19 protein-coding genes are annotated in these 22,146 nt (G+C 52.6%); 7 read left to right on the top strand and 12 right to left on the bottom strand.

Translation table 11 applies throughout. The features are described 5' to 3' along the window. Together WC359_10445 and WC359_10440 are read right to left on the bottom strand one after the other, a co-directional pair. Nucleotides 1-1,218 (bottom strand): MFS transporter, encoded by a 1,218-nt coding sequence (locus tag WC359_10445; GenBank protein ID MFA5400850.1) that lies wholly within the window; start codon nucleotides 1,216-1,218, stop codon nucleotides 1-3. A 55-nt stretch (nucleotides 1,219-1,273) separates the two neighbouring features. Beyond that, nucleotides 1,274-2,122 carry a 4Fe-4S binding protein gene (locus WC359_10440; protein ID MFA5400849.1) on the bottom strand — a complete coding sequence of 283 codons (849 nt, stop codon included), beginning with the start codon at nucleotides 2,120-2,122 and terminating at the stop codon, nucleotides 1,274-1,276. A 97-nt stretch (nucleotides 2,123-2,219) separates the two neighbouring features. On the opposite strand from WC359_10440, the gene WC359_10435 reads away from it, so the two are divergent. From WC359_10435 to WC359_10425, 3 genes are read left to right on the top strand one after another with little or no spacing between them, the layout of a single operon-like run. After that, a complete protein-coding gene (locus WC359_10435; GenBank protein MFA5400848.1) occupies nucleotides 2,220-3,773 on the top strand; it encodes a 5'-nucleotidase C-terminal domain-containing protein in 1,554 nt (517 codons plus the stop codon). 30 nt (nucleotides 3,774-3,803) lie between these two features. Beyond that, complete coding sequence (locus tag WC359_10430) at nucleotides 3,804-4,592, top strand: TusE/DsrC/DsvC family sulfur relay protein (protein MFA5400847.1); 789 nt, start codon at nucleotides 3,804-3,806, stop codon at nucleotides 4,590-4,592. Nucleotides 4,593-4,615: 23 nt separating this feature from the next. Continuing rightward, a complete protein-coding gene (locus WC359_10425) occupies nucleotides 4,616-5,413 on the top strand; it encodes a DUF169 domain-containing protein (GenBank protein MFA5400846.1) in 798 nt (265 codons plus the stop codon). A gap of 61 nt (nucleotides 5,414-5,474) precedes the next feature. Here WC359_10425 and mscL read toward each other — a convergent pair whose 3' ends face one another. Then, nucleotides 5,475-5,921, bottom strand: a complete 447-nt coding sequence (gene mscL / locus WC359_10420) for a large conductance mechanosensitive channel protein MscL (protein MFA5400845.1) — start codon at nucleotides 5,919-5,921, stop codon at nucleotides 5,475-5,477. A 196-nt stretch (nucleotides 5,922-6,117) separates the two neighbouring features. On the opposite strand from mscL, the gene WC359_10415 reads away from it, so the two are divergent. Further along, complete coding sequence (locus WC359_10415) at nucleotides 6,118-6,972, top strand: MEDS domain-containing protein (GenBank protein ID MFA5400844.1); 855 nt, start codon at nucleotides 6,118-6,120, stop codon at nucleotides 6,970-6,972. A gap of 4 nt (nucleotides 6,973-6,976) precedes the next feature. Here WC359_10415 and WC359_10410 read toward each other — a convergent pair whose 3' ends face one another. The 3 genes from WC359_10410 to WC359_10400 all read right to left on the bottom strand — a co-directional run bounded on the left by WC359_10410 (nucleotide 6,977) and on the right by WC359_10400 (nucleotide 10,083). Further along, nucleotides 6,977-7,630, bottom strand: a complete 654-nt coding sequence (locus tag WC359_10410; GenBank protein MFA5400843.1) for a zinc ribbon domain-containing protein — start codon at nucleotides 7,628-7,630, stop codon at nucleotides 6,977-6,979. Nucleotides 7,631-7,726: 96 nt separating this feature from the next. Then, complete coding sequence (locus tag WC359_10405; protein MFA5400842.1) at nucleotides 7,727-8,860, bottom strand: acyl-CoA dehydrogenase family protein; 1,134 nt, start codon at nucleotides 8,858-8,860, stop codon at nucleotides 7,727-7,729. Between the two features lie 17 nt (nucleotides 8,861-8,877). Next, nucleotides 8,878-10,083 carry an acyl-CoA dehydrogenase family protein gene (locus tag WC359_10400; GenBank protein MFA5400841.1) on the bottom strand — a complete coding sequence of 402 codons (1,206 nt, stop codon included), beginning with the start codon at nucleotides 10,081-10,083 and terminating at the stop codon, nucleotides 8,878-8,880. Between the two features lie 285 nt (nucleotides 10,084-10,368). On the opposite strand from WC359_10400, the gene WC359_10395 reads away from it, so the two are divergent. After that, nucleotides 10,369-10,833, top strand: coding sequence for an Lrp/AsnC family transcriptional regulator (locus WC359_10395; protein ID MFA5400840.1), 465 nt, complete (start codon nucleotides 10,369-10,371; stop codon nucleotides 10,831-10,833). Nucleotides 10,834-10,880: 47 nt separating this feature from the next. Here WC359_10395 and WC359_10390 read toward each other — a convergent pair whose 3' ends face one another. From WC359_10390 to WC359_10380, 3 genes are read right to left on the bottom strand one after another with little or no spacing between them, the layout of a single operon-like run. After that, nucleotides 10,881-11,882, bottom strand: coding sequence for a dihydroxyacetone kinase subunit DhaK (locus WC359_10390; GenBank protein MFA5400839.1), 1,002 nt, complete (start codon nucleotides 11,880-11,882; stop codon nucleotides 10,881-10,883). Between the two features lie 21 nt (nucleotides 11,883-11,903). Continuing rightward, nucleotides 11,904-12,560 (bottom strand): dihydroxyacetone kinase subunit DhaL, encoded by a 657-nt coding sequence (gene dhaL, locus WC359_10385; protein ID MFA5400838.1) that lies wholly within the window; start codon nucleotides 12,558-12,560, stop codon nucleotides 11,904-11,906. A gap of 22 nt (nucleotides 12,561-12,582) precedes the next feature. Beyond that, the gene (locus tag WC359_10380) at nucleotides 12,583-13,953 is read right to left on the bottom strand and encodes an MFS transporter (GenBank protein MFA5400837.1); all 1,371 of its coding nucleotides are present in this window, start codon (nucleotides 13,951-13,953) and stop codon (nucleotides 12,583-12,585) included. A 400-nt stretch (nucleotides 13,954-14,353) separates the two neighbouring features. Here WC359_10380 and WC359_10375 point away from each other — a divergent pair, with 400 nt between their 5' ends. Beyond that, nucleotides 14,354-14,821, top strand: coding sequence for a VOC family protein (locus WC359_10375; GenBank protein MFA5400836.1), 468 nt, complete (start codon nucleotides 14,354-14,356; stop codon nucleotides 14,819-14,821). Between the two features lie 86 nt (nucleotides 14,822-14,907). Here WC359_10375 and mtnA read toward each other — a convergent pair whose 3' ends face one another. From mtnA to WC359_10360, 3 genes are read right to left on the bottom strand one after another with little or no spacing between them, the layout of a single operon-like run. Continuing rightward, the gene (gene mtnA / locus WC359_10370) at nucleotides 14,908-15,966 is read right to left on the bottom strand and encodes an S-methyl-5-thioribose-1-phosphate isomerase (protein ID MFA5400835.1); all 1,059 of its coding nucleotides are present in this window, start codon (nucleotides 15,964-15,966) and stop codon (nucleotides 14,908-14,910) included. After that, nucleotides 15,963-17,222 carry an S-methyl-5-thioribose kinase gene (gene mtnK, locus WC359_10365; GenBank protein MFA5400834.1) on the bottom strand — a complete coding sequence of 420 codons (1,260 nt, stop codon included), beginning with the start codon at nucleotides 17,220-17,222 and terminating at the stop codon, nucleotides 15,963-15,965. Before mtnK ends, mtnA begins: the two co-directional genes overlap by 4 nt. A gap of 40 nt (nucleotides 17,223-17,262) precedes the next feature. Beyond that, on the bottom strand, nucleotides 17,263-19,647 hold the full coding sequence (locus WC359_10360) for a hypothetical protein (protein ID MFA5400833.1): 2,385 nt from the start codon (nucleotides 19,645-19,647) through the stop codon (nucleotides 17,263-17,265). 249 nt (nucleotides 19,648-19,896) lie between these two features. Between WC359_10360 and WC359_10355 the strand changes: the two genes are divergently transcribed. Continuing rightward, on the top strand, nucleotides 19,897-22,134 hold the full coding sequence (locus WC359_10355; GenBank protein MFA5400832.1) for a sugar-binding domain-containing protein: 2,238 nt from the start codon (nucleotides 19,897-19,899) through the stop codon (nucleotides 22,132-22,134). The last annotated feature ends 12 nt before the right edge of the window (nucleotides 22,135-22,146 follow it).

Below are 22,146 nucleotides of genomic sequence, written 5' to 3'. Positions count from 1 at the left end.
TCAGGAATTTGCAGCGGGAGATTTTATATCGTGAAGCAGCAGCGCCAGTATAAAGGCAATCCCGAAGAGTATGGTGATGGCCGTCATATTGAAGAGGAACACGATAGGAAGGCCGCTTATCTGTCCACCCAGCATAAGGATGCCGTTGGAAGTGGCCTCAGGCACGGGATGGGTCTTTTCCACTGCGTAAGTTAGTCCGATGGGCATGGCCGAGATGAGGAAGAAGCCGAATACGAAGCCGCAGGCGCCTAAAAGCCAGATCGATGTGAAATACTGCAGGCAAAGGGAAAGCGGCACAGCCATGCCGGCCGCCAGGATCAAAAATATCTTCCTTTTGTGAAACTTATCGGACAGTGCGGACAGTATCACCGCCCCGCACATGCCGCCGATCACCATCATGCCCCCTACGATACCCGTGGCCAGCGCCGTGTCGATGTCCAGCGGCCTTTCCTTGAAGATCCAGTCTATCTTGGTCATGATGGCGTTGAACGCGCCCACGCCTATCAAAAAGATCGCCAGCAGGAAGAGGAAGTCGCGGTTCTTAAACAGTGCTTTCAACCCGACGGTCATGGTGACCTTTTTCTCGGCCGCGATGGGATTGGGCGGCACCAAGGGTTTATCTTTCACCAATAGGAGATGCAGGACCATGCCGGCCAGGGAAGGGATGCCGTAGACCCAGAGGATGACATCGATGCCCTGCTTGACCGCGCCGATGCTGCGATAATGCGCCAGGATGAAATCGGTGGCGAACATGACGACGGCAAATCCGATGAACATGGACATGGTTAAAAGTCCCGACGCCAGCGCCTCTTCATTCTGGGGGAACCAGTTTGATGCCACCTTGGTAATGGCGTTGAGCAAGAACGGTTGAGCGATGGCACATCCGATCATGCAGGCCAGCATCCAGCCGTAATCCGGCGCGAAAATTCGCATGAATCCGCACACCCCTACCAGGACGACGCCGATCCCCACCCCCTTCTTCAGTCCGAGGTTATCGATGCACCAGGCGGCGGGCAGGCAGAAGGGGATCCAGGAGAGCATGGCCAGTATGGCCAGCAGATCTATCAGGTCGATATTTCCGCCGCTGTAGACGGCGGCCGCATCCCTGGCGATGGGAGCGAATGTCATCCACATGATCTGGGACATGGCGATGTTGAGCATGAAAACTCCCAGCACCACCCAGCGGTATGGGGATACGGACGAATCGATTTTCTGCATTAAACCTCCCTTTTAAGCAAGCGTGTAGATGAACCGGCCGCGGCAGTATGTCCCGCTACCACAAGCCGGCCGCCAGAGCCACTCTGGAGCGGTCGCTCAGCTTTATGGCTTCTTTAGTGCAGCTGGAACGGCAGATACCGCAGCCGTAGCACCTGCTCGCGTCGATGGTGACCTTGTTGTGCGCGATGCTGTAGCCCATGGCCCCGAACTGGCAGGCGCGCATGCACTGCCGGCAGCCGTTGCACAGGTCCGGTTCCACCAGGGCGACATATTCCGCGCGGAATATCACGGGGAAGTTCAGTGTTACGGTGGCCTTCATCGCCATGCAGTCGGCGCGGTCGCAGTTGCAGAAGCCGCCGATAAAGGGCGTCATGAAGGTCCAGACAGTATGGCAGCAGCCTTTCTTCTCCAGGTCGCGGATACTTTTAGCGGCCTCCTCTCTGGACAGCTCCTCAAGGCCGGAGGTGGATGGCCCTGTCAGGTACTCCGCGCCCAGTGAGCGTATCATCTGTCCCATCTGTGATTCAGCGTGAGGCACCATGCTGAATCCGTAGCAGTAGCGCTGCTCACTGCCTACGGTGACCTGACGGCAGATACAGGGCAGCCGGGTGACGGAGTTGACAAAGCCCAGCACATGGTCGATGTCCTCGATGGGCACCACCTGCCCGTAGTGCGTCCTCTTCTGACGGCCGATGGCGAAGGGCATTACTATGGCCCTGATAAAAGACGGGAGGCGGTTGAGCTGCAGCACCATTTTCTCATCTTCCAGTATTTTCTCAGGGTGCAGGAAGAACTCCTTCACGAATTCGCGGCGGCGTATATCGGACAGCAGGTCCTCGGAGTAGTTGGAAGCCTGTTTGTACCAGATTTTCCCTTCTCCGTGCTTGTGGCAGAACTCGCACATTTCCCAGCCTCCTCGTGTCGTTGTGTCGGTACCCTATCATATCAGATTTAACAGCTCTGCACCTGTTGTTCCTGTGTTATACTGAATTACTATGTTTATGATGCTGAAAAAACAGGTTATTGTCTGTGCGATCATCACAATTATCGCTGTCGCTTTCGTTTCCTGTGCGGGCGCGGCTATCCCGCCCGCTCCGGCGGCGCCGTCCGCGCCGGTTGAGATAACCATACTGCACATCAACGATACACATGCGCACCTTGAGGACGTCGCGCGCCGCGCCACGCTGGTTAAAAAGGTGCGCGACGAAGTAGGATCTGACAGGGTACTGATGTTTGATAGCGGCGATGTATTTATGGGCACGCCTTATTTCAGCCTGATGAAGGGCCAGGCCGACCTGGAGTTCATGAACTCGCTGGGCTACGACGCCATGACGCTGGGCAACCATGAGTTCGATAACTATGAGAAAACGCCGCAGTATCTAAATGACTTCGTGGCGAAGGCAGGCTTCCCCATCGTCTGCAGCAACTTTGATTTTTCGGGAGTACCGGAGCTGAGCGGGAAAATTGGCCCGTATTTGATTGTGGAGAAGAACGGGCAGAAATTCGGCGTTTTCGGCCTGCTGACTGAGGACACTTCGGAGATATCCGACCCCGGCAAAAACATTCCCATCGCCCTCCATGTCGCCGCGGCCCGCCGGAGCGTGTCCCTGCTGCAGAGCAAGGGCATAAACAAGATCATCGCCCTCACGCACATCGGCTGGGACTATGATACGGAGCTGGCCATGCAGGTCAGCGGCATCGACCTTATACTGGGCGGGCACAGCCATACCCTGCCCGATGTCTATCCCACGGTGGTGGGAGATAAAGAGCCGACCCTGGTGGTACAGGCCGAGGCATATGGTAAGTACCTGGGCCGGCTGGACATAACCTTCGATAAAAACGGTGTGATAGTCAAGCAGTCCGGCTCGCTGTATACCGTCAAAGAAGCAGCCGAAGAGCCGGAGTACGCCGCCATGCTGGCGAAATATAATGCCCCCATCGACCAGTTGCAGAAGACCATAATGGGTAAGACGCTGGTGGACCTGGATGCGGAGCGCACCCATGTCAGGACTGAGGAGACCAATTTCGGCAACCTTGTGGCCGACGCCATGCTGGCCAAGGCTGCGCCGGTGAAGGCAAACATAGCCATAGTCAACGGAGGCGCCATCCGCATCACCATACCTGCGGGGGATATCAGCATGGGGCAGCTTCAGACGGCCATACCCTTCAACAACGATATGGTGGTCTTCGACCTTAGCGGGGAAGACCTGGTGGCTGCGCTGGAAAACGGGGTCAGCAAGGTCGAAGATGTCGAGGGCAGGTTCCCCCAGGTGGCCGGCATGAGGTTCACCTGGGTCATCGGTAATGAGCCGGGCACGCGCGTCCGCAGTGTGGAAGTGAAAACAGACGAGGGCTATCAGCCGCTGGACAGGTCCACCTTCTACCGCATCGCGACCAGCAGGTATATGCAGGAGGGCGGCGACGGCTACACCGTTTTCCAGAAAGGGACGAATGTCGAGTACCCTGGCTTCGTGGACTACGATGTGGTCAGGGAATATATCGAGCGCAATTCACCGGTCAATCCGGCAGTTGAGGGACGTATCACCACTCAATAGCGGGCTATTACGTGCGTGGGAGGAGTTGAGATGAGCAAGGTTGACGAAGCAGTAAATACTTTTATCAGCGGCTTCAACTGTTCACAGGCTGTTCTGTCCGCCTTCAGTGCGGACTACGGGCTCGATACAGTGATGGCCTACCGGGTGGGCGCCGCCTTCGGGGGTGGCATTGGACACCTGGGGGAGACCTGCGGCGCGGTGACTGGAGCGGTGCTCGTGATTGGGCTGCATTATGGTATGACCGTGAACGACGGCTCACAGTCCAATAGAAAGGCCTATGATAAAGTTCTGGAGCTCGCGGCTGAGTTCAAGGCACGCAACGGGACGATCAAATGCCGCGAACTGCTGGGCTTCGACATAGATGACCGCGAGGCGTTTCATGCAGCCCTGAAAAAAGGCGGCCCGCAGTCGCCGCAGGTGGTCTGCCCCAAAGTTGTCAGGGATGCTGCCGAGATCGTCGCTTCCCTCACAGGATCTCAAACAACCGGTGTTAAGGTTGATACGTTCATTGTCACCCTGGGTGGACGCGAGATCAGGGTTGACCGGGACGGCTTCATACAGGAGCCGGAGAAATGGGACAGGGCTGTGGCCGAGGATATCGCCAGGACCGAGAGCGCATATCCCATGACCGAAGACCACTGGAAGGTGGTCGACTATATCCGCGAGTGTTATGCACAACTCGGCATCGCCCCGCCCATCAAGATGGTCATCAGGCGAACCGGATACGACCTGAAAACCATCAACAAGCTTTTCCCCAGTGGTCCCGCCAAAGGCGCCTGCAAGGTGGCCGGACTGCCCAAACCGACGGGCTGCGTATAACGATTAAGAGGGAGGTTACCGCTGTGATTAACCTGAAAGAAGCGTCGGATGCATTATTGCAGTATCTCAAGGTACAGTCGCATCCGCTGGCAATCAAATATTTACAGGCAGGCCAGGAGATACCGCAGGGTTTTATGAGGCCGGGCGATATGGGCATCAAGTCGCCTTTCTGTCAGATTAATACGATCGTTAGAAAATGGGGCTTCAGCATGGCTGTGAGGCCGGAGGATGTCAACTGCGCCGCGGCGCTGCTGGCATTTGGATGGGGCGATCTGGGCGACCTTAACCGTGAGGAAGAGTTGGTCGATTTAATGGTCTCCGGCGGCTATGTAGCCGACAGCCAGAAAGCACGGGACCTCATAAAGACACAGCCTTTTCTCAGTGGCGAAAGCAAATTCACAGCCCGGGGAATCCTGGTAACGACGGCGGCCGCCGGGCTGATCGAAGATCCCGACGTCATCCTGATATACGGTAATCCCGCGCAGATCACCAGGTTGATCCAATCGATGGTGTATATAGAAGGCAGGATGATCGAGTCGCAAGCGCATTTCGGCCTGTCATGTGTGAATGAAATAATTATACCGTCCATATCCAAACGGGCTATGTATATCGTCCCCGGACGTGGGGAGAGGCAGCTGGGGCTGGCTGGCGATGACGAGATGGTTTTTGCGTTGCCGGCGGCGAAACTGCAGGACCTGCTGATCGGGCTGAAGGAGACCGATGAAAAGGGCAGCAAATACCCGATCCAGCCATACCTCTTCTACCAGCCCAGGTTTCATAAGGCGGGGTCGAAATTGATGAAAAACATCAGGCTAACCTGAGCGCCAGACAGGGTATATCACGCTGCTCCTCATCTCGTGCTGGACAGGCTCTTCGCGGATTTCAGGAACTCAGTTCCGAGGTGCAGTTGGGACATTTAATGGCCTTAACGGAGATCGACGTCGCGCAGTAAGGACAATCCTTGGTTGCCGGTGCACCTTCTTTTTTCGGCTGCAGCCTGGCTAACGGGCGTACTATAAAGAAGAACACCACGGCGGCTATGATAAGAAAGTTGATGAGGGTGTTGATGAACAAGCCGTAGTTAATGGTAACCGCGCCTGCGGCCTGGGCGGCTGCCAGAGAGCTGTAGGGGCCCGGCATCGTGCCTTCTTTTATGACGATAGACAGGTTCGAGAAGTCGATGTTGCCCAGAAGCAGTCCGATTGGGGGCATCATTACGTCTTTAACGACCGAGCTTACGATGGCGCCGAAGGCGGCGCCGATCACGATGCCGACCGCCATGTCGACCACGTTGCCCCTCATGATGAATGCCTTGAAGTCCGTTAACATGCTTGAATTGAGGACCTTTTTTGCACCGTCTAATGTTTTCATCAGCTACCTCCCGTAATTAAAGTGTATTTATTGCCGGATATTGTGTTCCTACATATACGGTGTACAGCGTCAGGCCGCTGTCACGGGATATTGTAGCACTGATAATTGATACTCCGCCCGCATTTTGTGCTAAAATCCTAACAGGCGTATCTCGATGGACAGGACAAACGCTGTGGAATTGGTCACGGAAGCCCGCAGGGGCTCTCATGACTGTCTCTTTTATCAGTCTCAGAACGACCTCGTTGATCTTGCGGCGGATTATTTCATTTCCGGTATTAACAAAGGTCAAACCTGTATCTGGGTCACCGCTGACGGAAGCGTGGAAAAAGAGGCGCGCAAAGCCTTGGGTAAAAAGCTGCAGGGCCCGGGTGCAGGGCAGGCGCAATCGCAGATTGAGTTTATCAGCTGTTACGACTGGTATCTGCGCGGGGGCACGTTTAATCCTCGCCAGGTACTGGAGAGATGGATAGAGAAGGTTAAACAGGCCTCCGACGGCGGTTACAGCGGCCTCAGGGTCAGCGGCGATGTGGGCTGGATGGATGCTACCGATTGGAAAACGTTGATGGGTTACGAGTCCGACATCAACGGGGCAATAGTCGGTCACAGCATTTCTGTGCTCTGCAGCTATCCATTGCTCAAAATAAGCGCCTCACAGATGATCGATGTGATCGGCTGTCACCAGATGGCCATAGGAAAGAACAACGGCCGCTGGCAGACGTTAAAGTCGCTGGGTGCCGATGCGGCAGACGTAGACGCAACCGTTCATGCCGCTATAGCCGGTAAACTGGTGCGCGGCAATGAGCGTGGAGAATATCCTGTACTGTTCCCTGAAAACTGCGATGGATGCGGACTCTGCGTCGATGTCTGCGGCAGCGGCTCGCTGTATCTGAGCAACGGACGCATCGCCCTGGAGCCGGTGGGTGAATGCGATTGGTGCGCCATCTGCGAGGCGGTCTGCCTCTCCAACGCCATTTTCTGCCCCTTCGAGATCTCGGCGCTTAAGTCGTAGCGGGCTACTGACCGTATTGATAGTAGCCGCTGCAGCTGCCGCCGCTGCAGTGTCCCCAGTTGGGATACACTGTTTTCAAGTAGGAACTGGTCCTGGGCGTATAGGTCCCCGTGGAAGCCGCATTGACCGGGGTATATTGAGGGGTATCGGGCACCAGGTATGCGCCTGATGTCCCGGCGTTATCCACGACGATATCCACGTCGTCCCCTGATAGGGCGGGGTCTGGTTGAGCCGTTGCAGGCGGCTCCGCGGCAGGATCCTGGACGGCGGGCTGTGCCGCCACTTTCATCTCTTCAGCCGGCAGGTCGCTCGATACGGCAACGCCGGGCGTATTCATAATCACGTCCGTGTTCGTATGGTTTGTAATCAGGTTGAAGGCGACTATAGAGAGCACGGCGACGCACAGCAGCAGGAAGACCACGGCGGATGATGTGGACTTATTCTGGCTGAACGCGTACTCGGGGCCGTAAGATTCCCTGGGCCAGTTGAGCTTTTTCCCGCAGCATGGGCAATTGGCGAACGAGTTGTCCACCCATGCCTGGCAATACGGGCAATTGTAATATTGCACCGCATAGCAATTGCAGCATGACTTGACCCCTGTGACATTCAATGTGCCGCAGTTGTAGCAGGCGTTCAGATTGTTCCTGTTCACCTTCATTACGTATCCATTATAGCAACGTAATTCAAATATAATCAAAATGCAAACAGGGGAAAAGCAGAGAAGAAGTGATCGTAATTGAGGGCGGGACGCCGCTTACAGACCGATGCCCGCGGCCACTTTTTCCAGGTAGTGTCCGGCATCGCGGGGGAAAAACTTGGACGCGAGCACACGCCTGTAGTAAAGGCCCGCATCGTGATCGAGCGAAAATCCAATCGCGCCGTGCACCCTGATGCCGTCCAGTGCCGCGTGCTGATAAACTTCGTTGGCTTTGACTTTGGCCATGGCGATTTGCTCGGAGCAGTCCACCCCGGCGCTCATCATCCAGGCGGCCTGGTACACCAGGTGTTGCAGCCCTTCCACCTGTATCAGCATGTCCACCAGCCTGTGCTGTATTACCTGGAAGGTGCCAATGGGCTTGCCGAACTGCTTCCTCTCTCCGGCATAGGCGACGCTCATCTCGAGCAGCGCCTGGCAGGCGCCGCAGACTTCCGCACATTTCAACAGGGCGGCCTTATCCAGTAGTCGTTCCAGGATATCTTCCCCCGCGCCCGCCGCTCCCAGCACGTCACCGCCGTCCAGCTTTACGTCCTTGAATCTGACCTGATACAACGTCTCGCCCGTGATGGTGGGGATGGCCTCAACCTCGATGCCGGGCTTCTTCATATCCGCGATGAACAGCGTCAGCCCTTTATCCGCCAGCCTGCCACGCCTGATGCGCGCAGCGACCAGCATATAGTCGGCAGCGCCGGCGCATGGCACCAGCGTTTTTTCGCCATTGAGCAGGTGAGATTCGTCCTCCACCCGTGCCGATGTACTGATTCGCGCGTAATCGCTGTCCGACGGGTCCTCGTCCAGGGCCAGCGTCCAGACCGTTTCTCCTCGGGCAATCCCCGGCAGATACCTGGCCTGCTGGTCTTTGCCGCCATAGTCCATGATGGGCAGCGCGGCCAGTGCCACGGTGGAGTAGAACGGCCCGGGCAGTATATTGCGGCCCATCTCCTCCATCAGGATCGCCAGGTCCATGAAGTCGGCGCCGCTGCCATCATATTCGGCGGGCAGCAGCAGTCCCTGCCAGCCCAGCTCCGCCATGCGTTTCCAGGTGCCCGGGTCATAGCCGCGTAAGTCTTTCTCCAGCTCGCGTGTCCTCGATTTGGGACACTCCGTTGCCAGAAATTCTCTGGCCATGGTCCTCAGCATATCCTGCTGTTCTGTGTACTTGAAGTTCAACTCAGATATCCCTCGCCTTAATACGATCTGGGCAGGCCCAGCTTAAATTTGCCGATGATGTTCTTCTCGATCTCATCCGTGCCGGCTGCGATGGCCGTGCCGGGTGACATCAGGTATTGCCGCTGTATCAGCCCGTTCAGCCGGGCCAGTTTGGAATGCCGTTCCACCTGAGAGCAGGCGCCCAGTATGTCGCTGCCCGCCAGCGCCAGCTCCTCCAGCAGGTGGTCGGCCACCGATTTGTTGCGGGAGGCCTCGTATGTCGGGAGCGCGCCCTCGCCTAGCTTGCAGGCTATCTCATAGGCGAACATTTTGAGGGTTTCCAGTTCGACGGCGAGATTGGCCAGCCTGTGCCTGACCGCCGTATCTGCGGCTATGGGCCTGCCGTTGCGTCTGGTCTGCGTGGCGAATCCGGCCAGTCCGTCCAGTATACGTCTGGCGGCGCCGTAGGACTGGCCGCAGAAGCTGTGCCGCTCGTAGGCCAGCGACTTCATCAGCTGGTACCAGCCGCGGTTCTCCTCGCCCACCAGGTTCACGGCCGGCACGTGCACGTTGTCGAAGAAGACCTCGTTGAAGATATGCTCGCCGCTGTAGTTCAGCAGCGGATTGACGCTGATGCCACGGCTTTTCATATCCACGATCAGAAGGCTGATGCCGTCCTGCGGCTTTCCCCCGTTCAAGCCCGTTTTAACCGCCAGCCAGCACCACCTGGCGCGGTGGGCGCAGCTGGTCCAGACCTTCTGGCCGTTCACAATATACTCGTCGCCCTGCCGCACGGCCGATGTGCGAATGCTGGCGAAATCCGATCCTGAATTGGGCTCGCTGTAGCCCGTGCACCAGACGCCGTCCGGGCTGCCGGAGGATATCTGGGGAAGGTATTTGCGTCGCTGCTCCTCGTTGCCGTACAGCATCAGGGAGGGACCCACCCATCCCGTACCGCTCACCCCCATGGAGAGTCCGGGGACACCGCGGTAAGCGGCTTCCATGTTGAAAACCATCTGTTCAAGGTGGGAGGCGTCGCGTCCTCCGTACTGCTGCGGCCAGCCCATGGCCAGCCATCCCCGGTCAGCCAGCTTTTTGGAGATGGACAGGCTGAAGGCCCAGTCCTCGTCGCGGCTTTCCTCATCCAGAAAATTGGCTATGAAAGTATCAGGTATCTCCCGCCGGGCAAACTCGCGTACCTCAAGCCTCAGCGCTTCCTCTCTTTGTCCCAGGCCGAAATCCATCTCTAACTCTTAACGAAACGGTCGAAATTGCTTATAGATTATGCACATAAAACGACACTGTCAAGGGATAATCATGCCTTAAAACGTACAATATAATTAATAATAAGCCGAAATATGGTCACAAGGCGCCATGCCGGGGATTGCCCCGGGCATGCTTTTGAAAAACGGTTCCGAAAAAAGCAAAATGGCCACCTCGGGAAAAATTTTTACGCCGCTTTAGCGATGTCCATAAAGGGCGTTGGGAGATGTGTTGCCGCCGGAATCGGGCATGTTATAATGTGAAGCATGGATATATTGGATAACAGGTTGATAACGGAGCTGGCGGTGGATGCCCGGCGCAGCAATATAGATCTGTCCCGCAAGCTGGGTGTGAGCGAGAAGACCGTCAGACGGAGAATAAACCGGCTGGTAGAACAGGGCGTGATCAGTTGGTCGGTGATACCTGATCCGGCCAAGCTGGGTTACACCGTGAGGGCATTTATACTGCTTGAGGTGGAGGCGCCCCATGTGGACGACATCACGCAGTCGCTGGCCAGCTGCAGCAACGTGGACTTCGTTGCGCTCTGCACCGGTCCCTTCGATATCCTCTTCGGCGCCTGGTTCATCTCCTCCGCCAGCATGGCCAAATTCCTCAAGGACTACTTGCCCAAGATCGCGGGTGTTCGCAAGAGCCAGACCCACGTGGCCCTGCAGGTTACAACGGGCAAGGTCGCCAATCTGGCTGCCCTGAAAGAAGGGCCTGCAGAGTAGGCCTGCCGAGGAAGCTGCCGTGCAGTTTCAGAACAGTGCAAAAGTATCTACAATTTTTTGTAAAAGGGGCTTACGGCTTTTGCATCGTAATATTTCTTGATCTCAGCGTCGATCTTGATAAGGGTAATTGAGATGCCGGCCATCTCCTGAGAAGTGCAAAACTCCCCCATTTCCAATGAGTATATATTTATTTTCTTCTCTGCCAGATACGAATAGATCTTTCTGGCAACTATGAACATCTCCATCCTGGTGGTGGAGCCATACCCGTTCACCACGACTATGACCCCGTCGCCCGCTTTGTAGGGAAGATCGGCAATCAAATAGTCCAGTATAGTTTTTGTGGTTTCGTCAGCGTTCATTACATCGACTTTTTTCACGCCTGCCTCTCCATGAAGGCCCATGCCGAACTCCATTTTCCCCTCTTCCAGTGTGAAAGTTGCCAGTCCTGTCTGGGGTAGCGAGCATGCGGATAATGAAACGCCCAGTGAGCGTGAATTAAAAATCGCTTTCCTTAGAAGTTTGACCAGGCTATTCATATCCAGCCCCGCAGCCGAGGCTGCGCCTGCGATTTTGATAATCAGGTGATCAGAGGTTGTTCCTCTCCTGTCTTCCATCCTGTCGAGCGGTGCGGATGAGATCTCGTCGTTTATTAGGACGGTTTCAATTTCGATGCCTTCTTCCCTGGCCATATCCTGGGCAATGCCGAAGTTCAGTACGTCTCCCGCATAATTGTTGTAAAGCAGGATGACGCCCCGGCCTCCATCGGCAGCTCTCACAGCATCCATTACGATATCGGGAGCTGGAGCTGCGAATATCTGCCCGTGTGCCTCCGCGTCGGCCATTCCTTCTCCTACATATTCGAGAAACAAAGGTTCATGGCCGGCCCCTCCACCGATGACTATTCCGACCTTGCCTTTTACCGGCGCATCGATTCTCGCAACAGCGTTTGAGTTGCCTATCCGTTTAACTTTGGAGGCATTGATAAGTACAAAACCTTCTATCAGCTCATTGACTATGTCATCAGGATTGTTGATAAGTTTTTTAACCATTGCCTTCCTCCATTAATATGTTTATTGGCCGTTTATATAGATGTTAAACTCGTTTAAGATGAGGTATAAAGATGTGGCGCCGGCATCCTGATAACCTTTTGCTCGCTCGCCCGCATACCTGGCCCTGCCCTTTGCGGCTATTAGTTCTTTAGTAGACTGCGCCCCCGAAAAGGCGGCTGCCGCCGTTAAGCTGAAAGCTTCGGCCAGCGTTAGCTTCTCTTTTGTGGATTGATGAAGCGAATTTATGGCAGGATATAGCGCATCGATCATTGTCTTATCCCCCTGTTTGGCCCCGCCGAGCTTCATTATTTTCTCCATTGCTGCTTTAAAAATGATAGAAAACTCATCGGTCCCTACAGGGATATTTTCTCCTTTTGAGATCTCTTTGAGTTTGTTGCCCATTTCGATAAAAAGATAGCCAAAGATCGGACCCGTGGTTCCGCCTACTGTTGCCATAAAACTGGACCCGGCGGCCTTAAGCAGATCGGCGCAGTCGGCGAAATCCCTGTCTTCAATTGTATTAACGATCTTTTCGAATCCGGATGAAATAGTTATACCGTGATCGCCGTCGCCGATTACCGAATCAAGCTCGCATAGATAATTCCGTTTGGCTGTCAGTGTTTTACTGATGGCAATAAAGATGTTCTTGAAGTCTTTTAACTCAAGTTTCTCTTTCAAAGGCTGCCTCCCGGACGTTGTTTTAGCGGTTGGTTTTAGCCTCCATGACCGCGATCTCCGCAAGTATCTCTTTATAGCGCTTCTCGGTAATGGGGTAGAAATAGATGACCACGGCCGCCAGGAGGAAAACGGCGGCCGGGATAGGCCCCAGGAAGAGCCGGATACCAAGCTGCGCGCTGGCTGCCTGCGGTATGGCGTTTGCCACATAGCCCATTGCCTCCAGCGTAATGCCCATCAAAAGACTTGCCGCCGCTTGACCCATTTTGAGTCCCCAGGTAAAGATGCCGAAAAAAGCGCCTTCCCTGCGCTCGCCCGTCCTCAGATAATCATATTCTATCGAGTCGGCCACGATTGCATAAGGCATGGCATAAAGCAGGCCCATTCCGATTCCCAGGAAAGCCATCATGATCAGGTTGAAAGCAATTCCCTGGGTATGCCCCAGGAAAAACAGCACCATCAGCCCCACTGCCATGATTACAAAGCCTGTGCCGTAGACCATTTTCTTGCCTGTCCGCTTGCTCATGATAACGCTGACCGGGATGAAGAGCATTGCGACACCGATAAATATCAGCATGGCATACGTGGTCATATCTTCGGCGCCCAGCACATATTTGAAATAATAGATCACTATACCGCTGGCGATGGTGATGCCTATTATATGGAGTATATAGACTATGAGAATGAAGTCGTAGGGCTTGTTCTTAAATACCTCACTGTATGTTTTTACGAAGCCCATGGATGTGGCCGGCTTGACTGCGGCGGATTCCCTGACTGAAAAGACCGTGACCAGGGTTGAAACAAGCAATGCTACACCGAATATGGTGCCCATAAGCACAAAGCCCATATTTTTATCCGCCGCTATTGCAACTATGGGTAATGCCAGGCCCGCGCCGAGCAGCGTGCCGACGGCGGCAAAGCCGAAGCGGTAACCGTTTAGCGAAGTCCTTTCATTGTAGTCGGTTGTGAGCTCGGGCCCCAGCGATGAGTATGGGATGTTGACTGTAGACCATGCGGTACAGAGGATGATGTAGACGACCATTGTATAGACGAAGAGCACCGCCTGGCTGATGCCGGAGCCTATAATCAGTGCGGGATTGGTAAACATGATTATCATAGTTATGAACAGGGGTATGGCGCCGCCTAGCATGAACGGCCTGCGCCTGCCCATTTTGGTCTTGGTCCTGTCCGAGATATATCCGATGATGGGGTCATAGAAGGCGTCCCAGAGACGTCCTATCATGAGGGCGATGCCTGCCAGCGCTGCAGACAAGCCCACTGTGTCCGTAAGATAATTCAGCAGTACAAAGGCAGTGGCCGCGAAAAACAGGCAACCGCCGAAATCGGCCACACCGTAACCCATCTTCACCCCTACGGACAATTTTTTATCTTCCATTACATACCTCACATCTTCTTTTATACGTAGCCTCTAATCTAAAACATTAGCTGCTTCAGTGTAAAGATGATAATAGTCCGGCAGGTTGTTTGATACTGGTGAATTCACTGGAATTAATGACCGAGAATCAGCATTAATGTTTATTGCACGTTCTTAATAATATGGGGACTGTCTGTGAATTGCTTGACAACGGATGTGTCGCGGAAGGGCAGGTCACAGCTATCAGGCTCTGGAAATCCTAGAGAAACGGGCTAACCATTTGTATTGTAAAATTATATTAATGTCTGATATAGTCGCATGTTAGCATATAATAGTTGATGGGAGAACTCACGATGAATGGATGTCATCACGCACTGACGTACGTGAAACTAAATGAGAGAGATGAAGTATGGAGGGCACTATGATGAAACTGGGAAATGGCATTGTACCTCTAACAAACCTGGCGCATTTAGGTGTAGTAGTTAAGGACGCGGATAAAACCGTTGAGTTCATTTCATCCATATGGGATATTGGAACTCCGGAGATTATCCAGTATTCACCTTTGAATGAGCCTGTGGGAGGAAAACCGTATGTAGGAAAGCTGTTTACCATGAAGGTCGCTTTTATTAAGTTCGGGACCTTAATGGTTGAACTGCTCCAGCCGACAAGCCCTGGTTCGATATATTCCGATTTCATTGCGTCCAAGGGAGAGGGGATACACCATATAGCGTGGGGCATATCCAATTACGATGAAGTAGTATCAAAACTTAAGAAACAGGGACATAAGATGCTGATTGAGGCCAGCTACAAAGGTGAGCGCTGGTGTTACTTCGATACAACTCCCGGTGGCATGGTACTCGAATTCCGCGAAGAATATAGAAAAAGCTAGAAGCATAAGGAATTCACTACACAAACCGGCAACAGCCCGGGCTTGAAAAGTGGATTTTGCCGCCTATGCTCTCGCATACGTCTTTATCATGCCGTCTTTGCTGTGTTTATGCTGTGCGGCATTTGAATACCCGCTTCTGTGATAATCCTTGTTACGTAATTGGCCGGAGTTACATCGAAAGCCGGATTACGGGCATGAGCCCCTACGTACGGTATAAGGACACTGGCGGAAACTCCATTCTTTGTCAATCCATAAGCAGTGAGCACTTCTTCCTCTGAGCGCTCTTCAATGGGAATAGCGTCTCCACTGGAACAATTTAAGTCAATGGTTGACGAAGGTGCAGCGACATAGAAAGGTATTCCATTCTCGTGCGCAAGCACCGCCTTTTCGTATGTGCCGATTTTGTTAGCCACGTCTCCATTTGCGGCAATACGGTCCGAGCCGGTGATCACAAGGTCTATGTCACCGTGGCGCATAAAGTGTCCGGCAGCGTTATCAGCAATTATGACATGTTCAATACCTTCACCTTGCAGCTCCCATGCAGTCAGGCGGGCGCCTTGGCACAGAGGCCGGGTCTCATCCACATAGACCAATACTTTTTTGCCTTGTCTGGCTGCTACATAGATCGGCGAAAGGGCACTGCCCCAGTCTACAAAAGCCAGCCATCCTGCATTGCAATGCGTCAGTATACGTGCGCCATCCTTGATCAACTCTGCCCCGTTGTTCCCGATTGACTGGCATGCGGCAGCATCATCGTCGGCTATCTCCTGTGCCATTTCCTGAGCAATATCGCGCGCCTCCTGCGTACCAGATGCCGTTCGCATTGCATTGAAGACTCTATCAACTGCATAGAAAAGGTTCTGCGCGGTAGGTCGAGTACGCTTTATGGTTTCCGCTCCCTGATTGACATAGTTCCAGAAATCAATGGCAGGTGCCTCTAATGCTATTTGCGCCATTCCATAGGCGGCTGCGGCACCGATTGCCCCTGCACCTCTGATCACCATTGTTTTAATTGCCACCGCTGTTGCTCGGTGGTCGGATAAATCCACAATCTCGAATTTGTGAGGCAGAAGTCTCTGTTCGATTGTCCTTACTACCCGGCCTTCCATCCATATAGTGCGGTAATGCTTGCCGTTCACCTTCATTTTTTCCTGTCACCCCCTGCAATTACTTCTTGGACAACGCCGATGAGGTCTTCGATACGATTAGTGCTCGCCCGTTCCATCACCCATCGAGCCCCGATCTTCAGCGCCAGGCGTTCAGCGACTGCACGATCTTCAGGATTCTTAATGCTTTCAATATCTTCAACGTGCGCAATTCCAGTAATGCGCCGCATCATCTTGCAGCCACCATAGCCTGCAGTATCACGTAGCAATTGTCTGATGTACCACTGGCGATAATCCGCAAAAGCCCTTTCTCCGCCCGGGTAGTCCCAGTAGCTTGGTGGACAGAGGTCTCCTCTATTGTTTTCTCGCCATAAATCATCAAACTTAAGAGCGAAATTGTTCCAGATTTCTTTAACCAGATTCAGAAGGTATAACTGATAATCGGCTCGTTCAACAGGTTCCGGTGTGTGGATGAAATGAGCACAATAGTTGAGCACCAGGTTCCCCAGTATTGCGCCGATATCAAAGCCCATTGGTCCATAAAAGGCGAATTCGGGATCGATGACCTCGGTCTGGCTTTCATTAATCATTATGCTGCCGGTATGCAAATCACCGTGGATGATGGCCTGTCCATGGGTCATAAATCCTTCTTTCATTTCTGCGATGGCTACCTTCAAATTAGAATTACTGCGGAGCGCTTTTATCTCAGTATCAATGACGGGATTCCATTTATTCTCATGGGATTCCTTGTAGGGGTTGGTAAATACGAAGTCCTCTGTGATTTTGCACAATTCCGGATTGATGAACTCTGCCTGCAGCTTCTTTTTCTCGCCTCCGTTCAGGAAAAGGTCCGATGTTTTGAATAATGTCTCCGCCAGGAACGTTGAGATGTGATCAGCAAATAGAGGGAAGCGTTTCCTCTTGACCAGTTCTTTCCGCAGGATAACGTGATGGCCTAAATATTCCATAACCACCAGGGACATATCCAGGTCCGTATGGTGAAGGTAGGGAACAAGGCCGGGGACCAGGCTGTTATGCAGTGCCAGTGCCTGGCTCTCCAGGCGCATTCTGTCCCTGGTCAGGGGCCAGGAGTCGCCGGCTATCCTCAGGTAGGGAACTGCCTGCTTGACAACCACGCCTTTTTTACTGTCATCCAGGATAAATACCAGATTAAGATTGCCATCTCCAACTTCGCGGGCGGTTAAAGAATCGGCGCCTTTGAAAAAGTTACTCAGTGACGGAAGCTGTAATACGTAGTTGACCACAGTTTTGTCATCAAGTATTTTATAACTCAAAATTTACCTCCTCCATCCGAGTTAGTGTGGAATCTCTTGGTTATTGGTTGAAATTATTAAAAGACGTTACCTTCCCGTTGATCTCAATTATTGTTTCAGGCGCGGCTCCTTCAACGACTACCTGAGGGTCATCTTTTATCTTCGCAATGAATTCAACGTCCAATTTGATTCGAGAGCCTTCACGCTGTAGCTTTTTCACATTGCATCCGTTTATTCCGAAGGCGTAATCCCGTTTTAAGTCCACAAATAGATCTCCGTAAAATTTCAATGCGTGAGCGGATGCGTAAACGGCTGTTCCAGCTCCCCAATCAGGTTCAAGATATCCCCAGATAACGCGGTCGAAGCCGTTGTGGGCGTAGTTTTCATATATTGATCCGTAGTCTGAATCCCGGTAGAAAACCATATTGCCCGGAGCAACCTCCTTCATCGCGGGATGCAACATCGTAATATAGCACGACCGGACCGCCGCGACGCCTCTTTGAAAATAATGCGGGTCCCCCGTGGCGCGATAGGCGTCCAGAAGCACCGGGGCTATTATCCCCTGCCGTGCGTCGTTCCATTCGGCATCTGTGTTCATCGATCCGAAGCCTCCGAAAGGATTAATCGAGACGACGCTGGCGTTCCAAATTTGTTGGAGCCACAGCAAATCGTCCAAACATTTTTTCATCATTTCAAGATATCGCGGCTCGCCGGTTAATTCGAACAACAGCCGGGCGCCTTCGGCCGCCCAGAGCATGCTCATTCCGTTTTGAGGGGGGATTCCGGTCCGTTTGTCCATAAACCGCTGTGGGTGGCGTGAACACGAGAAAACCGTCTCGTAATCGTACCAGAGATGTTTCGGAAGGACGTATTCCTCGATGAACCCCGCCATTTTCTTGGCCGACTCTAAAACCGCCTCGTCCTTGTCCACCGCCGCCAGGAGGGCCATAAACATCATAGGCCCGGCGGTGGATGCCGATTTCAAGAGGATCCTCGAGTGGCGATGCGTACGGCCTTTGATCCAGGTCGGGACCGCGCCTCCGGCAAGTTGGTGCTTGATGAAAAACCGGCCGAGTCCCCTGGCCTTTTCAAGCAGAGCCGGATCCGGTTCGATGTCTTTATACCATCGCAACATGAAATAGCCTGTGGTAGCCTGATCGGGCGTATGGTAATCTTCGACGGCCATAAACGTTAAACTGCCGCGTTTCCACCAAACCCTGTCCTCCGGAAAAAAACAGATGGCCGAGAACATACCGTCTTCGTCCGGCGCGTGCAGTGCTAAGTCCTTGATCCGGGTCGCCTGTTCCGCTAAATGCTCATCCTTCCATCTATCCGCCATAACGCGGGCGCCGTAAGCAGTGCGCATCGCGTTAAACCATGACTGGAACCACGTTTGTTGAATGAAGGGCACACCTTGCTTATGCACCAACCGTTGGAGTGATTCGCCTGTTTCGTACGGCGTACCGAATAAAGCAAAATACGTCAGTGTAAGATGGGTTGTAATACCGTTGAATGAAGATATCGATCGGGTCCGTGACGCTTTGATCGGATTGAGCGGTTTTTCCCGCGTCGCGCTGAACGTGACAACTCCACCGCATTTAACTCCCTGATAGTCGAACTCACGGTAAAGGTCGTCCCGTTTAAAAATGCGGTGCAGAGCCGCCCCGGCAAGTTCGCCAAGCGATAAGACTTGAGGGCTCATCGAACGGTAATTCTTAACTCCGTAGGAATCCCACAGGAAGCGTAAAACGTCCCTTGAATAGTTTTCTCCGGCGTCCCTAGAAAAAAGAATGAACCCGGAGAAGGACAGCCCTTCATTTGGAATGTCTATTGTTTCGTTTTTCAGGGCTTTGAAAAAAACATGTCCCTGGGGTCGATACTTCATTAAGCCAAGCGATAGCCTTGGAACACCTTTAATTCCTCTACGGTCGAAATTCATTGCCCAGGTCGCCGCTCTCAACTCCGGTATCGCGTCCAGGTCCGGTATCAGCGCTATTGCCGTGGTTTTATGTCGTACCACGATCGCCGGAGATCGAAATACCTGGTCGGCGATGATCATATCCTTTTCGGGAAGGAGATGCGGGGCGTAAATTTCATCCAGATCAATAGCGTTGTTATTAGCAGTATGGCCGGGCATGAAATCGAAATTTAACATGCAAGAATTGATCGATTTCGAGCCTTCGGATTTAATGGATACTTCAAACTTTATTATATGATCGAGTAGCGATAGAACGGTTGTTATCGTCAATCCGTCGGATTGTGCTGTCCATTCGCTGCCGCCGTCAGGACGGCTTACAGGCTCTTTCCAAAACAGAGCGATATCTTTTCTGGCAGAACGGATTGCGATGCTTATCTCCCCAAGCCCGCCCATGCCATTTGTCGAGGGACCCGTCTCTATGCCTATCGAACTTTCTCCAACCCGCAACCTCGCTTCTTCCTTCGACATTACCGCCTCCTAAATATATCTAGCTCCTAATCTAAAGCATAAGCTATATAAGTGTAAAGGTAACAATAGTCCGGCAGGTCGTTTGATACTCATGACGCTGCTTTAAATAATGACCAATAATCAGTATTAATGCTTATAAAAATTCCAAGTCTAAACAGGTTTTGACGTAGATGGATATAAAACCATAATATGTCTGCATCTATAGTTCAAGTAACTCGGCAGGTTGAAATACTAAAGGGGGTTTCTGTTGTGAAAGAGTTGAACTTTACCAGGGGATGGTATGTGCTACAGGATGTTCTTGATATGGGCGAAAAACTGGGCGCCCATCAGGTGAACTGGGATCCGGTTTCAGGAGTAACACAGGGCTTTTCAGCCTGGGAGCCGATAGACCGCCTCGAGCACCTCCAATTGCTTTTGGCCAACAATCCCAATTACGGCAGGGAATTGAGGCAATTCAATAATGCTCCATGGTGGTATAAGAGGGAATTCCTGCTGCCGGAAGATATGAAGGGCAAGCATGTCGTGCTTCGTTTTACCGGGGTCGACTACTACTGCAGGGTCTGGCTGAACGGCCGTTTGTTGGGTGAGCATGAGGGATATTCATCTCCTTTTGAATTCGAAGTCGGGGACTACTTGAATCGCGACGGCAATAATGTGCTGGTGGTCAGGGTATGGTCGCCCTGGGATACGGAAACTCTCGTTGTCCGCGACAGCGGAATGGATTTAGGGATTTACTTCAACGGGCTTACGGTTATCAGAAATATGATCAAGGGCACTTATGAACATACCCTGGCATGTATCCAGAGGGATATCAATCCTGTTGGTATCTGGAGAGAAGTAACGCTTACTTCTTACGACGGGATACGCTTGTGCGGCAAGCCTCTGATAAGGCCCGCGTTAAGAGATAAAAATGCCCGGGCCGATATCGATCTGCAAATCCCTGTTTCAGCACAGGAAAAGGATAGTTCCGCGGTATTACGTTGCAGGATCATCGATGAAGCAACGGGATTACAGGTAGAGTCTGTGGAGAAAACGATTTCCCCGCCTGCCGGCATATCGGAGCACAGCCTCAGCGTTCGCATGAAAAACCCGAAGCTCTGGAACACCTGGGACAGGGGCAATCCCGATCTTTACTGCACTGTAATCGAGATATGGTCCGGTAAGGCATGCCTCGAAAGCAGGAGATATAGATTCGGGATCAGGGATATCGATATCAAAAGAACGGACAAAGAGATTGCCTTCATCTTAAACGGAAACAAAATATATATTAGGGGAACGACATATTACCCCGATGTGTATATTTCGAGGATGAACAGGGACCGTTACCTGCGGGATCTGAAGGCCATACGAAATGCGGGCTGTAACGCGATCAGGATACACATCCATGTCGCCAGGCCCGAGCTTTATGAGCTTTGCGATGAACTGGGTATAGCGATAATGCAGGATTCAGACCTCAGATGGGCTATACCCACAACCGAGGAATTCAAGGATAGGGCCGTCAAAGTTGTCGGTGATATGATCGTAAATCTGCGTAACCATGCGTCCGTTATATGCTGGGGTGTGATAAATGAACCGAACGTGTGGATGATCGGGGTCCGAAAGGGCATGTTCACTAACCTTGAGAGACCTGTTTCGCTGATGGATGTAATCCCCGGGCCGCAGCTTGTGGAGGCGATAAGGAAACTCGATCCAACCAGGCCGTATATAAAAGGTTCATGGTATGACGATGATCCCGAAAGCGGCGACAGCCATAACTATTATGGCTCAATGGACGGCGCCGAAACGCATTATACCGATATTTTCGGCACCAGCGAGAAACTTAATACGGAGTTCGGGTTCGATGCGCCGGCATGTATCGACAACCTTTATAAAATGCCTAAACCGTTCGCAAAATTCATCAAGCTGGAAAATCCCCGGGAGTATATAAAAGAGCTTCAATATTATCAATACAGGCTGATCAAGTATTTCATCGAACACTATCGTATACAAAAATATAATCCCTGCGGCGGGTATTTCCAATTCTTGTTTATCGACATGCTTCCTCAAAGCTTTTTCGGTGTATATGACTGGTGGGGTCTGCCCAAGGAGGGTCTCAAAGCATTCGAGGAAAGCAGTCAACCGCTTGGAGTGTTTATGGAATATAAGAACGAGCCGGTGGCCATCTGGGTGGTGAACGACCTGCTCCAGGCTTTCCCCAAATGTGTTTTGAAATGGACAGTCTGTGATGAAAACGATAACAAAGTGACGGAGGGATCGAAGACTATCGATGTCGGCAGCGACAGCGCAATCAGAGTTTGCGATTTTTTCTTTAAGCTGGAAGCTAAGACGCATTATAACGTGATATTGCAGATGGAGGACGCCACGGGGAAAGCGCTGGCAAGGAACACCTACAAAGATGCGTTCGTGCATCCTCCTCATCCCCAGGGGCACCCCGATAGATTGGACGAGGAACTCGGGATGCGCCTGTTCGGTCTAAAGGATGATTAACCTACACGGTTG

Source organism: Dehalococcoidia bacterium (genome assembly GCA_041653995.1).
Classification (GTDB): domain Bacteria; phylum Chloroflexota; class Dehalococcoidia; order GIF9; family UBA5629; genus CAIMUM01.
The sequence above is the reverse complement of the archived record's forward strand: the minus strand, read 5'-3'. Positions and strand labels throughout refer to the sequence as shown.

Excerpts from the sequence above, each read along its gene's own strand:
- WC359_10445 (MFA5400850.1), bottom strand. The coding sequence starts at position 1,218 with ATGCAGAAAATCGATTCGTCCGTATCCCCATACCGCTGGGTGGTGCTG.
- WC359_10440 (MFA5400849.1), bottom strand. The coding sequence starts at position 2,122 with ATGTGCGAGTTCTGCCACAAGCACGGAGAAGGGAAAATCTGGTACAAA.
- WC359_10435 (MFA5400848.1), top strand. The coding sequence starts at position 2,220 with ATGATGCTGAAAAAACAGGTTATTGTCTGTGCGATCATCACAATTATC.
- WC359_10430 (MFA5400847.1), top strand. The coding sequence starts at position 3,804 with ATGAGCAAGGTTGACGAAGCAGTAAATACTTTTATCAGCGGCTTCAAC.
- mscL (MFA5400845.1), bottom strand. The coding sequence starts at position 5,921 with ATGTTAACGGACTTCAAGGCATTCATCATGAGGGGCAACGTGGTCGAC.
- WC359_10415 (MFA5400844.1), top strand. The coding sequence starts at position 6,118 with ATGGACAGGACAAACGCTGTGGAATTGGTCACGGAAGCCCGCAGGGGC.
- WC359_10410 (MFA5400843.1), bottom strand. The coding sequence starts at position 7,630 with ATGAAGGTGAACAGGAACAATCTGAACGCCTGCTACAACTGCGGCACA.
- WC359_10400 (MFA5400841.1), bottom strand. The coding sequence starts at position 10,083 with ATGGATTTCGGCCTGGGACAAAGAGAGGAAGCGCTGAGGCTTGAGGTA.
- WC359_10395 (MFA5400840.1), top strand. The coding sequence starts at position 10,369 with ATGGATATATTGGATAACAGGTTGATAACGGAGCTGGCGGTGGATGCC.
- WC359_10390 (MFA5400839.1), bottom strand. The coding sequence starts at position 11,882 with ATGGTTAAAAAACTTATCAACAATCCTGATGACATAGTCAATGAGCTG.
- WC359_10380 (MFA5400837.1), bottom strand. The coding sequence starts at position 13,953 with ATGGAAGATAAAAAATTGTCCGTAGGGGTGAAGATGGGTTACGGTGTG.
- WC359_10375 (MFA5400836.1), top strand. The coding sequence starts at position 14,354 with ATGATGAAACTGGGAAATGGCATTGTACCTCTAACAAACCTGGCGCAT.
- mtnA (MFA5400835.1), bottom strand. The coding sequence starts at position 15,966 with ATGAAGGTGAACGGCAAGCATTACCGCACTATATGGATGGAAGGCCGG.
- WC359_10360 (MFA5400833.1), bottom strand. The coding sequence starts at position 19,647 with ATGTCGAAGGAAGAAGCGAGGTTGCGGGTTGGAGAAAGTTCGATAGGC.